The organism is Lentzea sp. NPDC051208 (genome assembly GCF_040682435.1).
Taxonomy (GTDB): domain Bacteria; phylum Actinomycetota; class Actinomycetes; order Mycobacteriales; family Pseudonocardiaceae; genus Lentzea; species Lentzea kristufekii.
Genome location: NZ_JBFBAW010000009.1, coordinates 206,074 through 219,443, shown reverse-complemented (window position 1 = coordinate 219,443; position 13,370 = coordinate 206,074). Strand labels below are relative to the sequence as shown.

The following is a 13,370-nucleotide window of genomic DNA, read 5'->3' as shown; positions in this document are numbered from 1 at the left end:
TCCTTTCAGATCCCATGACCCATCGAGTGCTCCAGGAGGGGCGTTGACCGCCGAGGCCCTCCCCGCCGAACTGCGCCGTGCCATCGTGCAGCTGGCCAGGACCCCGCGACTGCTGGTCGCAAGCGACTACGACGGAACACTCGCGCCGATCGTGAGCGACCCGGAGCAGGCCCGCCCGCTTCCGGAGTCGGTGAACGCGCTGCGTTCACTCGCGTCGCTGCACGAGACGACATCGGCCGTGATCTCGGGTCGCGCGCTGCGCGACCTGGCCACCCTTTCCCGCCTGCCGGGCGAGGTCCACCTGGTGGGCTCGCACGGCTCCGAGTTCGACGTCGGCTTCGTCCACGCGCTGGACGCGGACGCCAAGGCGTTGCTGCGGCGCATCGAGACCGACCTCGAAGAGATCGTCGAGGGCCAGGAGGGCGTGCAGCTCGAGGTGAAGCCCGCGTCGATCGCCGTGCACGTCCGCCGTGCGGCGAGCGAGGCCATCGGCGCAGCGGTGCTCGACGCCGTCCGCTCCGGCCCGTGCACCTGGGAAGGTGTGCAGGTCACCGAGGGCAAGGCCGTCATCGAGCTCGCCGTCGTCGAGACGAACAAGGGCCACGCCCTCGACATCCTGCGGCACCAGGTCGGCGCCACCGCGGCGATCTTCCTGGGCGACGACGTGACGGACGAGAAGGCGTTCGAGCGCCTGCACGGCCCCGACCTCGGCATCCGCGTGGGTCCCGGTGAGTCGCTGGCCCAGCACTACGTGGCCGACCCGTCCGACGTGGCGACGGTGCTGGCGTTCCTCCTGGAGGAGCGCCGCGCGTGGCTGCACGGCGACCAGGCCGTGCCGATCGAGCGCCTGACCATGCTCGCGAACGAGCGGTCCGTGGCTCTCGTGACGCCGGACGCCAAGGTCAACTGGCTGTGCCACCCCGAGCCGGACTCCGCGGCGATCTTCGCGGACCTGCTCGGCGGCCCCGCCGCCGGCCACTTCTCGATCAAGCCGGAGCACGGCTCGTTGCCGCTGGGCCAGCGCTACCTGCCGGGCACGATGATCGTCGAGACCCGCTGGTCGCGCCTCCTGGTGTCGGACTACCTGGAGCACGACCTGGCCTCGCACCGCACGGACCTCGTCCGGCGGATCAGCGGCTCCACCAACGCGGTGATCACGTTCGCGCCGCGACCCGAGTTCGGGCAGGTGCCGGTGCGGCTGCTGCGCGAGCGCGACGGCCTGCGCGTCGTCGGCACGTCGGACCCGATGGTGCTGCGTTCCCCCGGTGTCGACTGGGAGATCACCTCGGACGGCATGCAGGAGACCGCACGCGCCGTGGTCCGGCCGCGCGAGGGCGCTCCGGTGTTGCTGGAACTGCGTTGCGGCACCGACGACCTCTCCGAGCACGCTCAGCCCGAGTCCGTGCGTCGTGACCGCGCCGCGGGCTACTGGTCGGACTGGGCGGCGGGGCTTCGCTTGCCGACCGTCCAGACGGACCTGGTGCTGCGTTCGGCACTGACGCTGCGCGGCCTGGTGCACAAGGAGTCCGGCTCGATCATGGCGGCGGCCACCACGTCGCTGCCCGAGGAGCTCGGCGGTGTCCGCAACTGGGACTACCGCTACTGCTGGCTGCGCGACGGCGCGATGACCGCCGCCGCGCTGGTGTCGGTGGGCTCGTACGCGGAGGCCGACGGCTTCCTGGCGTGGCTGCACCGCGTCCTGGAGACCATTCCGGGCCCGGAGCGGCTGCACCCGCTGTACACGCTGCACGGCACCCAGCTGGGCGCTGAGGCCGTCATCGAGTCGCTGCCCGGCTACGCGGGCTCACGTCCCGTGCGCGTCGGCAACCTCGCGAACCAGCAGGTGCAGCTCGACGTGTTCGGCCCGGTCGTCGACCTGGTCGTTTCTCTCGCCACCGCGCGGGGTTCGTTGTCGGACGCCGACTGGACGATGGTCCAGGCGATGGCCGAGGCCGTCTCCCGCCGCTGGCACGAGCCCGACCACGGCATCTGGGAGGAGCGGCACGCGCCGCGCCACCACGTGTACTCGAAGGTCATGTGCTGGCTGACCATCGACCGCGCGATCAAGCTCGGCGAGCAGTTCGGCCGCGAGCTGGACCCGTCGTGGGTCCCGCTGCGCGACACGATCGCCACGGACGTGCTCAAGAACGGCTGGAACGACGAGGTCCAGTCGTTCACCACGGCCTACGACGGCGACGACCTCGACGCCGCCTCGTTGTTCGTGGGTCTGTCGGGCCTCATCGACCCGGCCGACGAGCGCTTCCAGTCGACGGTGACCGCCATCGAGGCGGAGCTGCGGTCCGGTTCGACCGTGTACCGCTACCACCGCGACGACGGCCTGCCGGGCGACGAGGGCGGCTTCCACCTCTGCGCCGCCTGGATGATCGAGGCGTACCTGCTGACGGGTCGCCGCACCGAGGCCGAGGAGCTCTTCACGCAGATGGTCGATGCGGCCGGCCCCACCGGCCTGCTGCCCGAGGAGTACGACCCGGTCGCCGAGCGTTCGCTGGGCAACCACCCGCAGGCGTACTCGCACCTGGGCCTGATCCGCTGCGCCCAGCTGCTCTCGCAGTGATGTGTCGCCGCCGCGCTCCTGGGGGCGCGGCGGCACCTTCTCGATGATCGTCGCGGTGCCCTGGTCCTGGCCGTACTGCTGGTAGACGATCCGGTCACCGTCCTCGATGTCGGCCCGGCCCAGCCCCGCACTGGTACGCGCTTCCGGCGGCACCTGAGCGACGGCGAGCTTGAGCACGTCGCCCACCTCGTCCAGCTCACCGTCCGAAAGGCGCTCCATTCCGCGCATGAAGTCGTACTGGACCTGTGTGTGTGCCGAGTACCCCGCGTCTCATGGCCGCGTCCGCCTCGTCCAGCGACAGCCCTGACGCTCCCTCACGTCGAGTGTTCAGGGTCGCGGCGGAACTTTCTCGATGATTTTCGCGGTGCCCGGCGAGGCGCCCAGCAACGCGATCACGTCGCCGCGGATGAGATGTGCCCACCCCGGCGGCACGAACGGCCTCAGCCGTGCCGTGGCGCGTTCACCCGGCCCCAGCAAGGGCTTGGACTCGATCCACAGCGCAGCCGCACGCTGGTGCTTGCCCGTGACGTCCCACATCGGGCGTTCTCCCCTGGCCTGCAACGGTTCCGCGTCGACGGCCAGCGTCAGCTCGACCCGCAGCACGCCTTGGATCGACTCCACGCACCGCCACCGGAACCAGGCGTCGTCCTGGTCCATCGCGGCCGCTGCCTCGGCCAGCAGGGCCCAGTAACGCGGTGTCTGCCAGGTGTGACCGTCGAACTCCCCCAGCAGTTGGAGAGCCAGCTCCCACTCTTCGAGTTCCAGGTAGTCGAGCAGGTCGGCGCTCCGCACCTCCGGGGGCACCATGGCCGCCGCGAACCGCAGTAACTCACCGATCTCGCTGTCGTGTCTCCCCAACACCCACGTATTCGATCACGGCCCGCGCAGACCCACGCGCCGGGCCGCTCAGTCGTCGCCGGTGCCGCCGTCGCCCTTGTCGTCGCCCTTGCCGTCGCCGCCCTTGCTGCTGCGCCTCCTGTTGAGCCCCAGCACCTCCAGCGCCGACACCAGGTCGTGCGCCACCAGCGCCCGCACACCGTCCGGCAGCGGCCCGTGGTCCGGCGGCACCAGCGCCTTCTTGAACCCGAGCCGTGCGGCCTCGCTGAGCCGCTTGCCGACGCCGTTCACGCGCCGGATCTCGCCGGCCAGCCCCACCTCGCCGAGCACGACCAGGTCGGCCGGGAGTGCGATCTCGCGTTCCGCCGACGCCACCGCCAGCACCACGGCGAGGTCCGCGGCCGGTTCGACCAGCCGCATGCCGCCCACGGTCGCGGTGAAGACGTCCTTCTGGAACAGGTTGACCTTGCCGCGCTTCTCCAGCACGGCGAGCGCCATGGAGATCCGCGCCGAGTCGAGGCCGCTCACCGCACGCCGGGGCGCGGGCAGGTTCGTCTTGGCCACCAACGCCTGCACCTCGCCGAGCATCGGACGCTTGCCCTCGACGATCACCGTGACGCAGGTGCCCTCGACGGCCTTCTCGCGCCGCGTGAGGAAGAGCCCCGACGGGTCCGGCACGCACGCGATGCCGTCGTCGCGCAGCTCGAAGCAGCCCACCTCGTCGGCCGCGCCGTAGCGGTTCTTGATGCCGCGCAGCAGCCTCAGACTGGAGTGGCGGTCTCCCTCGAACTGCAGCACCACGTCGACCAGGTGCTCCAGAACCCGAGGCCCGGCAACGGATCCGTCCTTCGTGACGTGTCCGACCAGGACAACGGGGAGGCCGCGTTCCTTGGCCATCGCGATCAGTCCGGATGCGACGGTGCGCACCTGCGTGACGCCGCCGGGCACGCCCTCGACGCTCACCGTCGACATGGTCTGGATGGAGTCGACGATCAGCATCGACGGCTTCACCTGGTCGACCTGCCCGAGCAACGCGCTGAGCTCGCTCTCGGCCGCCAGGTACATCTCGGGGTGGAGGTTGCCGGTGCGTTCGGCGCGCAGCCGCACCTGCCCCGCCGACTCCTCACCCGTGACGTAGAGACAACGCCCGTGGCTCTCAGCCCACCGGTGCGCCGTCTCCAGCAACAAAGTCGACTTGCCCACGCCGGGCTCACCGGCGAGCAGCACGACGGCACCCGGCACCAGGCCGCCGCCCAGCACCCGGTCGAACTCGCTGACGCCCGTCGAGAGCGCCCGTGCCGACTCGATGTCGACCTCGCCGATCGGCCGGGCCGCCGACGTCGGGGCGCCCGCCACCACCCGCGTCACGGACGCGGTGCCTCGTTCCTCGATGCTGCCCCAGGCCTGGCACTCGGGGCAGCGGCCGAACCACTTCGCCACCTCGTGCCCGCACTCGGCACACCGGAAGATCGGCCGCGCTGTCTTCGCCACAGATCGAACGTTAGAGCAAGGGTAAGACAGAAACGTGAATGCGCAGGTCAGGCGCATCTTCGAGAAACTTCCAAGATTTTTCGGCGGGTTTGTCGATCCGGCGTCGTGCCCGTTCGACGCATCAGCAGAAGGACACGACACACCTGGAGGACACCGTGAGCACCGCAACCGCTTCCGCGACGCAGACCCGCAAGTTCGCCTTCGGCCGCTACGCCACCGTCGTCACCCGCGTGCTGACCGGCCTGCTCTTCGCCACGACGGGCCTGAACGGCTTCATCATGTTCATGCCCGCCCCTGACCCCAGCACGATGGCACCCGAAGGTGTGGCGTTCAGCGCCGCGCTCTACGCGACCGGGTACATGTTGCAGCTCGCGTCGGGCGTCCAGCTGCTCGCCGGCGTCCTGCTGGTCATCGGCCGGTTCGTGCCGCTGGCGCTGGCGCTGCTGGCCCCGATGGTCGTGAACATCTTCCTGTTCCACGTCTTCCTGGAGCCCAGCGGCATGGTGATGGCGCTGCTCGTGGTCGCCGCCGAGATCGGCCTCGCCTGGGCCTACCGCGACAAGTTCCGCCCGATGCTCCAGGCCTCCTGAAAAAACGACAACGCCGCTCCCCAACTCAGGGGAGCGGCGTTGTCGCATGCTCACGTTGCCGCGAGTTCGCGCTGGTCGTCCGTTCGCCTCTTCGTCTCGATTCGGCGAAGCCCAATCGGGGCGAAGCGGCGGACGGACGACCAGCTTCCCGGCGAACTCGCCGCCGCGCCGGAGGCGCGGCCAAAGAGTCAGTGCCCGCCGGACTCGTGGTTCTCGCTCGTGCGCTTGTGGTCGGACGGTGCCACCGGCACCTCGAGCGTCAGCGAACCGGCCTTCTCGAACAGGAACGTGATCTTGACGGTCTGAGCCGCCACGACCTCGCGGTTGAGCTTCTTCAGCGTGCAACGGATCTGCAGCACCTCGAGGCCCGGGTCCACGGCCGTCGGCGCGGCGGAGGAGTTCGACGGGCGGCCGGTCGAGGACGCGGCGGACGACGGCGCACCCGAGGACGGCGCACCCGAAGAGGGAGCACCCGAGGACGGCGTCAACGAGACGGAAGACGACGGCGCACCGGACGACGGCGTCACCGAGCCGGACGACGACGGGACACCTGAGGTCGGCACGACCGACGACGAGGCGGCGGAGGACGAAGGCGCGGAGGTCTTCGTCGGCGCCTTCGAGGCGTCGTACTCGGCACGCAGCGCGTACTGCGCCGGGATGTCCTTCGAGCCGACGATCTCGGCCTCGGCCTCGGAGGCCTCCGACTTGATCGACAGCAGCTTGTCCGGGGTGGCCCCGGAGTTCGCGATGACGAAGGTCAGCGGCGCGTCCTCGCCGTCCTTGTACCGGTTGTCGTGCGCCGGGAAGGCGAGCATGACGTTGCGCACCGCGATCGGGCCGGCGTTGCCACTCGCCCCGTCGACGGCGGCGACCTGGGTGTCGGTCTGGGTGACCTGACCGGCGCTGCAGCCGACCGCCACCAGGCCGAGGCCAGCGGCCAGCGCTGCCGTCACGATAAACCGGCGAGACACTCCTGAGTTCACGGCTCCAGCGTCCTTCCTAGGGAACAACCACCAGGCAAGGAGCCTAACCGGGACCCGAATCGAGGACGCGACGGGCTGCCAGTCGATCTTCGATGGGACGTACCTTGCACGCGAACAGGTGGTTTGTCAACCCCCCGCATGGCCCTGACCAGCACTAACGGATCTTCGAGCAGCAATCGGAGGGTTGCTGGACGTGTTAGGATGGAGGCATCGAAAGGGGCAGAGGACACATGGTTTTCAAGGTCGGAGAGACCGTCGTCTACCCGCACCACGGTGCCGCTCTCATCGAAGCAATCGAGACCCGCGTGATCAAGGGCGAGGAAAAGAAGTACCTCGTTCTCAAGGTAGCGCAGGGCGACCTCACCGTTCGGGTTCCCGCTGACAACGCCGAAATCGTAGGCGTGCGTGACGTTGTCGGCCAGGAAGGGCTCGACAAGGTTTTCGAGGTCTTGCGTGCTCCCCACACCGAGGAGCCGACCAACTGGTCTCGGCGGTACAAGGCCAACCTTGAGAAGCTCGCCTCTGGCGACGTGAACAAGGTTGCGGAAGTGGTGCGCGACCTCTGGCGGCGCGAGAAGGATCGCGGGCTTTCCGCCGGCGAGAAGCGGATGCTGGCGAAGGCGCGGCAGATACTGGTCAGCGAGCTGGCGCTGGCCGAGGGCACCGACGAGGACAAGGCCGAGGTTCTCCTCGACGAAGTTCTCGCCACTGCCTCGTAGTTCTTCAACAAGAGCATCGGATGTAAGTCGCGAACATGAGTGTTGTCGCGCTCGTGCCCGCGGCAGGGCGAGGTGAGCGTCTGGGCTACGGGATGCCCAAGGCGCTCGTGCCGGTCAACGGTGTACCGCTGTTGACGCGTGCCGTTCAGGGTCTGTTCGAGTCGGGCCAGGTTCAGCACGTGGTCATCGCCGCCCCACCTTCCGATGTGGACCAAGTGCACACCGCAACCGCCTCGCTGGCCCCGGCCGGCGGGGCGGTGCACGTGCTTTCAGGGGGCGCGCAACGCTCCGATTCGGTGCGGCTCGCCCTCGACCACGCGCTCCGCGTGATTCCGGACACCTCGATCGTGCTGGTCCACGACGCCGCTCGTGCCTTCACCCCTCCCGAGGTCATCGCCGGTGTCGTCGCCGCCGTGCGCGGCGGGTACGACGCCGTCATCCCGGTGTTGCCGGTCGCCGACACGATCAAACAGGTGGACGAGGTCGGAGTGGTCGTCTCCACACCTGATCGAGCCGCGCTGCGGGTCGTGCAGACCCCGCAGGGTTTCCGCGCCGAGACTCTCAGAGCCGCCTATCGCTCCGGTATTGCCGCGACTGACGACGCTGGTCTCGTAGAAAAGAACGGTGTCCCGGTCCACACGGTTCCCGGGCACCCCCACGCCATGAAGATCACCACCCCGTTCGACCTCGCGGTCGCGGAAGCACTGTTCAGCGGAGGCCAGGAGTGAGGATCGGCCAGGGCGTCGACGTCCACCCGATCGAAGCAGGTCGCGAGTGCTGGATCGCCGGTCTGCTGTGGGAAGGCGTCGACGGGTGTGCAGGCCACTCCGACGGCGACGTCGCTTCCCATGCGCTGTGCGACGCACTGCTTTCCGCGGCGGGCCTGGGCGACCTGGGCGCCGTCTTCGGCACGTCGGATCCGCGCTGGTCGGGCGCGCACGGCGTGGTCCTGCTGACGGAGGTGCGCCGCCTCGTCGAAGAGGCCGGCTTCCGTGTGGGAAACGCCACAGTCCAGGTGATCGGCAACCAGCCGCGCATCGGCAAGCGCCGCGCAGAGGCCCAGCAAACGCTTTCCGACGCGGTCGGCGGCCCGGTCTCGGTGGCGGGCACCACCACGGACGGCCTGGGTCTCACAGGGCGGAACGAGGGCATCGCAGCGATCGCGACGGCCCTGCTCCTCCCCGTAGCCTGACGATCATGGCCACGCTTTCAGAAACGCAGCGCGAACTCCTCGACAGCCCGAACTACGCGGTTGTCGCCACCCTGACCAAGGACGGCAGCCCGCAGACCTCCGTCGTCTGGATCAAGCGCGACGGTGACGACGTGCTGTTCTCCACCGTCGTCGGCCGCGCGAAGGAACGCCACCTGCGCAACGACCCGCGGGTGAGCATCACCGTCATCAACAAGGACAACCCGTACCAGTACAGCGAGTTCCGCGGTGAGGCGTCGCTGACGACCGAGGGCGGCGCCGAGCTCATCAACGAGCTGTCGCACAAGTACCTCGGCAAGGACTACCCCGGCGACGCCGGCACGGACAACGTCCGGGTCATCGTCCGCGTCAAGGTCACCAAGACCACCGGCAACGCCTAACTGGGCTGCCGCTGCGCCGGCACCTTCAGCACGGCCGTGCCGCCGTCGAGGTCCACCCGGCTTCGCGGCGGCGCGTGGTCGCCCTCGTCGTCGCGCAGCTGCCGTTCCTCCTTGCGGTACTCCAGTTCGTCGCGCTTGCCCGCCTCGAACGTGGCACCGAGCTCGCCGATGCCCGCGGTGGCCATCGGCGTGCCCTTCTTCTTGTTCCGCACGAACCGCTCGACCACGGCGAGCAGGAACAGCGCCGCCACCAGAGCGGGTAACGACATCGCGAACAGGAACCCCAGGCTCATACCTGTCCAACTCCCCGCACAGCGGTGTGGTTCCCGCCACTACCATGCGCCTCGTGCCCAAGTACGACGTGTGCCTCTCCTTCGCCGGCGAAGACCGCCCCTACGTCGACGAGGTGGCCCGCCACCTCACCGAACTGGGCGTAAGCCGTTTCTACGACACCGACGAGCAAGCCGATCTCTGGGGCAAGAACCTCATCGAGCACCTGGACCAGATCTACCGCCACGACTCGCGCTTCTGCGTGATGTTCGTGTCGGAGCACTACGCCAGGAAGATGTGGACCAAGCACGAGCGGCAGTCCGCGTTCGACCGCGCGCTGATCTCGGACACCGAGTACGTGCTGCCGGTCCGGTTCGACGACACCGACCTCCCGGCGCTGCGCATCGGCACCGGTTACCTCGACCTGCGCCGTCTCACCCCGCGCGAACTGGCCGGGATGATCGCGCAGAAGGTCGGGGCCGCGGTCGCCGCGCCGCCTGCGGGCTGGGAGTACCAGCTGTTCTCCGACACCGTGGGGCTGCACATGCGCAACCTCAAGGACAAGCGGATCAGCCACGAGATGGGCTTCGCCTCGGCCGGGCGGACGATCACCACGGACACCGACGCGCTGGACTACTTCACGGCGCGTTCGCGCACGTTCGACGGGATCATCAACGGCATCTCGGAGCTGCTCTCGCCGGGCAAGCAGCAGTGGGCGTTCGGTCCGGCGGGCCGGCCGGGCGACAAGGACAAGATCCGCCTGCTCGCCAACCGCTTCGTCGAGCAGTACGAGAACCTGCTCGACTGGTCCGCCGACCTGCGCGGCACCACGACGCCCGACCGGTTCACCACCCTCTACGCCACCGCCGCGCAGCTCGCCGACCAGCCGCTCAAGCAGATCGAGCAGTTCGTCGAGGAGTTCGCGACCGCCAGCGAGCGCGGTGCGGGCGATCTGGTGCTCACGCTGTCCTACGACCCGTCGCCGGTGGAAGCCGAGCTCAAAAAGGTCCAGACCACCTAGCCGTTCGGCACGTAGAGTCGGGGGCGTGACGATCCGCGCCGCGCTCTTCGACTTCTCCGGCACGCTGTTCCGGCTCGAGCACCCCGAGCTCGAGTCGAACGGTCCCCTGATGCGTGCCCTCACGGCCCCGGTCGGCATCGCCGACGGCATGGACCCCGAGCTCGTGGACGCCTGGCACCGCCGCGACCTCGACCCCGACGTCCACCGCTGGGTCCACGTCAGGGTCCTGAAGGACGCGCTGGTCGCGGACGCCGAGGCGTTCTACGACCAGCTGCTGAACCCGGAGTCGTGGGTGCCCTACCCGGACACCAGGGCCACGCTGGAGCACCTGAAGGACGTCCCCGTCGCCGTGGTCAGCAACATCGGCTGGGACATCCGCAGCGTCTTCGAGCTGCACGGCCTGACGCACCTCGTGGACGAGTTCGTGCTGTCCTACGAAGAAGGCGTCATCAAGCCGGACCCGAAGATCTTCACCACCGCGTGCGAACGGCTGGGCGTCGATCCCCGCGACGCCGTCATGGTCGGCGACAGCGAGGAGGCCGACGGCGGAGCGGAGTCGATCGGTTGCTCCTTCCGGCTCGTCAACCCGGTTCCGACGAGTGACCGCCCCAATGCTCTTTTGGATGTGGCCCGTACCATTCCCGTGTGAGCCTCCACATCTACGACACGGCGAGCCGGTCCATGCGGGAGTTCCACCCGCAGGTCAACGGAACGGCGTCGATCTACGTGTGTGGGGCGACCGTGCAGGGCGTGCCGCACATCGGGCACGTCCGCAGCGGCCTGAACTTCGACGTCCTCCGTCGCTGGCTCGCCCGCGACGGCGCTGACGTCACGCTGGTCCGCAACGTCACCGACATCGACGACAAGATCCTCACCAAGGCCGCCGAGCACGACCGGCCCTGGTGGGAGTGGGCGTACACGCACGAGCGCGCCTTCGAGGACGCCTACGACGCGCTGGGCTGCCTGCCGCCGTCGTACGCGCCGCGCGCCACCGGGCACGTCACGCAGATGGTCGAGCTGATGCAGCGGCTGATCGACAAGGGCCACGCGTACGACGTCGACGGTGACGTCTACTTCGACGTGCGCTCGTTCCCCGAGTACGGCGCGTTGTCCGGCCGCAAGCTCGACGACCAGCAGCAGGGCGAGACCGAGCTGCGCGGCAAGCGCGACCCGCGCGACTTCACGCTGTGGAAGGCCGCCAAGCCCGGTGAGCCGTCCTGGCCCACCCCGTGGGGCGACGGCAGGCCCGGCTGGCACCTGGAGTGCTCGGCGATGGCCACGACCTACCTCGGCAGCACGTTCGACATCCACGGCGGCGGGCTCGACCTGATCTTCCCGCACCACGAGAACGAGCAGGCCCAGTCGCGCGCGGCCGGTGACGGCTTCGCGAACTACTGGATGCACAACTACTGGGTCACCATGTCCGGCGAGAAGATGGCCAAGTCGCTGGGCAACACCGTGTCCATCCCGGCGATGCTGGAGCTGGTCCGCGCCCAGGAGCTGCGGTACTACCTGGTCTCGCCGCACTACCGGTCGCACATCGAGTACTCCGAAGAGGCGTTGCAGGAGGCGGTGACGTCCTACGGGCGCATCGAGTCGTTCCTGCGCCGCGTCGCCGAACGCACTGGTCAGGTCCAGCTGCGCGGCGAGATGTGCCCGGACTTCGTCGTGGCGATGGACAACGACCTGAACACCCCCCAAGCCGTGGCGGCACTGCACAACAAGGTGCGCCAGGGCAACACGGCACTTGCCGACGGCGACCACGAGACGGCCCGTGCGGCCGCCGAGTGCGTGCGCCGGATGGCTGACATCCTCGGCGTCGACCCGTTGTCGCCGAAGTGGAACGACGCGTCGACTGCCGACCTCGGCATGCGGCAGGCGTTGACCACCCTGGTGGATCGACTTCTCGTCGAACGCCAAGAAGCCCGCAAGAGCAGGGATTTCGCGCGCTCTGACGCACTGCGCGACCAGCTGCACGACGCGGGCATCGCCGTCGAGGACACCCCCGACGGTCCGCAGTGGACTTTGAAGGACGACTGACTTCCGTGGCTGGCAATTCCAAGCGCAAGGGCGCGATGCGCAATCCGGGCTCGAAGAAGGGCGCGGTCACCGGCTCCGGCGGACAGAAGTCCAAGGGGCTGCAGGGCAAGGGTCCGACCCCGAAGGCGACCGAACGCCCGAACCACCCCGCCTACAAGCGGGCCAAGGTGGCGGCGAAGATCGACGCGAGCAAGACGCAGCGCCGGCAGACGAAGGAGAAGGCCACCGCGGAGACCGTGGCGGGCCGCAACCCCGTCGTCGAGTGTCTGCGCGCGGGCACTCCCGCGACGGCGCTGTACGTGGCTCTGGGCATCGACGCGGACGACCGCGTGGCCGAGGCCGTGCGCCTGGCCGCCGACCGGGGCATCTCCGTGCTGGAGGTGGCCCGCGGCGAGCTCGACCGGATCACCGGCGGCGCGATGCACCAGGGCCTCGGCCTGCAGGTGCCTCCGTTCGAGTACGCGACCCCGAACGAGCTGCTCGAACTGGCTCAGCGCTCCGGTGCGCCGCCCCTGCTGGTGGCGCTCGACGGCGTGACGGACCCGCGCAACCTGGGTGCCGTCGTGCGGTCCGCCGCGGCGTTCGGCGCGCAGGGCGTCGTGGTGCCGCAGCGCCGCAGCGCGTCGATGACGGCGGTCGCCTGGCGCACCAGCGCGGGCACGGCCGCCCAGATCCCGATCGCGATGGCCACGAACCTCACCCGCACGCTGCGCGACTGGGCGGAGGCGGGCCTGATGATCGTGGGCCTCGACGCGGACGGTGACGTCGACGTGGACGGTCTCGACCTCGCGACGGGCCCGCTCGTCGTCGTGGTGGGCTCGGAGGGCCGCGGTCTCGGTCGTCTGGTCAAGGAGACCTGCGACCAGACCGTGTCGATCCCGATGGCCACCGGCGTCGAGTCGCTCAACGCGTCCGTCGCGGCCGGTGTCGTGCTGGCCGAAGTCGCCCGTCGCCGTCGTATCGCGGCCAAGGGCTGAACCTACTGACGGGTCTTGTCTGACCGTTGTCTGACGATATAGGCCGGTGCGCGACGCTAAGCGCGTTCATTGCCGACGTTAGTGATCGTTTTCCCGCCTGCGAAACCGGTTTCGTCACGCAGGCGGGGAAACGAGATCTCCACACTTGCCAGAACTTCGCAACTGATCGGGATGACAAACCGCGTGGCCTATTTCGCGCCACTCCCGAGCGCGGGGTACCTTCACGTAGATCGCAATTCGCCTGTCCGGCCGTGCTGGAGTCGGTGCTGGCTGCACC

General features: G+C 69.2%; 14 protein-coding genes. 10 read left to right on the top strand and 4 right to left on the bottom strand.

What is annotated here, in order from left to right; translation table 11 throughout:
- The first annotated feature begins 43 nt into the window (after positions 1–43).
- Positions 44–2,575, top strand: a complete 2,532-nt coding sequence (gene otsB, locus AB0M48_RS23520; protein ID WP_363845707.1) for a trehalose-phosphatase — start codon at positions 44–46, stop codon at positions 2,573–2,575.
- Positions 2,576–2,902: 327 nt separating this feature from the next.
- Here the strand turns inward: otsB and AB0M48_RS23515 are convergent, their stop codons facing one another.
- Together AB0M48_RS23515 and radA are read right to left on the bottom strand one after the other, a co-directional pair.
- Positions 2,903–3,436, bottom strand: coding sequence for a hypothetical protein (locus AB0M48_RS23515; protein WP_363845705.1), 534 nt, complete (start codon positions 3,434–3,436; stop codon positions 2,903–2,905).
- Between the two features lie 45 nt (positions 3,437–3,481).
- Positions 3,482–4,960 (bottom strand): DNA repair protein RadA, encoded by a 1,479-nt coding sequence (gene radA, locus AB0M48_RS23510; RefSeq protein WP_363845703.1) that lies wholly within the window; start codon positions 4,958–4,960, stop codon positions 3,482–3,484.
- 98 nt (positions 4,961–5,058) lie between these two features.
- Here radA and AB0M48_RS23505 point away from each other — a divergent pair, with 98 nt between their 5' ends.
- A complete protein-coding gene (locus AB0M48_RS23505; RefSeq protein ID WP_363845701.1) occupies positions 5,059–5,493 on the top strand; it encodes a hypothetical protein in 435 nt (144 codons plus the stop codon).
- 188 nt (positions 5,494–5,681) lie between these two features.
- On the opposite strand, the gene AB0M48_RS23500 is transcribed toward AB0M48_RS23505, so the two are convergent.
- Complete coding sequence (locus tag AB0M48_RS23500; protein ID WP_363845699.1) at positions 5,682–6,446, bottom strand: hypothetical protein; 765 nt, start codon at positions 6,444–6,446, stop codon at positions 5,682–5,684.
- A gap of 260 nt (positions 6,447–6,706) precedes the next feature.
- Between AB0M48_RS23500 and AB0M48_RS23495 the strand changes: the two genes are divergently transcribed.
- Genes AB0M48_RS23495 through AB0M48_RS23480 form a run of 4 tightly spaced genes read left to right on the top strand, consistent with a single transcriptional unit; the run spans position 6,707 to position 8,785 of the window.
- Entirely contained in the window at positions 6,707–7,195 is a 489-nt protein-coding gene (locus AB0M48_RS23495) for a CarD family transcriptional regulator (protein ID WP_012782996.1), read from the top strand.
- Positions 7,196–7,230: 35 nt separating this feature from the next.
- Positions 7,231–7,923, top strand: a complete 693-nt coding sequence (gene ispD, locus AB0M48_RS23490) for a 2-C-methyl-D-erythritol 4-phosphate cytidylyltransferase (RefSeq protein ID WP_363845697.1) — start codon at positions 7,231–7,233, stop codon at positions 7,921–7,923.
- Positions 7,920–8,387: a 2-C-methyl-D-erythritol 2,4-cyclodiphosphate synthase gene (gene ispF, locus AB0M48_RS23485; protein WP_363845695.1), complete on the top strand. Its 468-nt coding sequence runs from the start codon at positions 7,920–7,922 to the stop codon at positions 8,385–8,387. The genes ispD and ispF overlap by 4 nt, the downstream gene beginning before the upstream one ends.
- 2 nt (positions 8,388–8,389) lie before the next feature.
- Entirely contained in the window at positions 8,390–8,785 is a 396-nt protein-coding gene (locus AB0M48_RS23480; protein ID WP_363845990.1) for a PPOX class F420-dependent oxidoreductase, read from the top strand.
- Here the strand turns inward: AB0M48_RS23480 and AB0M48_RS23475 are convergent.
- Entirely contained in the window at positions 8,782–9,078 is a 297-nt protein-coding gene (locus AB0M48_RS23475; protein ID WP_363845693.1) for a DUF6191 domain-containing protein, read from the bottom strand. The genes AB0M48_RS23480 and AB0M48_RS23475 overlap by 4 nt on opposite strands.
- A 53-nt stretch (positions 9,079–9,131) precedes the next feature.
- On the opposite strand from AB0M48_RS23475, the gene AB0M48_RS23470 reads away from it, so the two are divergent.
- Genes AB0M48_RS23470 through rlmB form a run of 4 tightly spaced genes read left to right on the top strand, consistent with a single transcriptional unit; the run spans position 9,132 to position 13,093 of the window.
- The gene (locus tag AB0M48_RS23470; RefSeq protein WP_363845691.1) at positions 9,132–10,076 is read left to right on the top strand and encodes a TIR domain-containing protein; all 945 of its coding nucleotides are present in this window, start codon (positions 9,132–9,134) and stop codon (positions 10,074–10,076) included.
- A gap of 25 nt (positions 10,077–10,101) precedes the next feature.
- Positions 10,102–10,725: an HAD-IA family hydrolase gene (locus AB0M48_RS23465; protein WP_363845689.1), complete on the top strand. Its 624-nt coding sequence runs from the start codon at positions 10,102–10,104 to the stop codon at positions 10,723–10,725.
- The gene (cysS, locus tag AB0M48_RS23460; protein ID WP_363845687.1) at positions 10,722–12,116 is read left to right on the top strand and encodes a cysteine--tRNA ligase; all 1,395 of its coding nucleotides are present in this window, start codon (positions 10,722–10,724) and stop codon (positions 12,114–12,116) included. The genes AB0M48_RS23465 and cysS overlap by 4 nt, the downstream gene beginning before the upstream one ends.
- Positions 12,117–12,121: 5 nt before the next feature.
- Entirely contained in the window at positions 12,122–13,093 is a 972-nt protein-coding gene (gene rlmB, locus AB0M48_RS23455) for a 23S rRNA (guanosine(2251)-2'-O)-methyltransferase RlmB (protein WP_319985277.1), read from the top strand.
- The last annotated feature ends 277 nt before the right edge of the window (positions 13,094–13,370 follow it).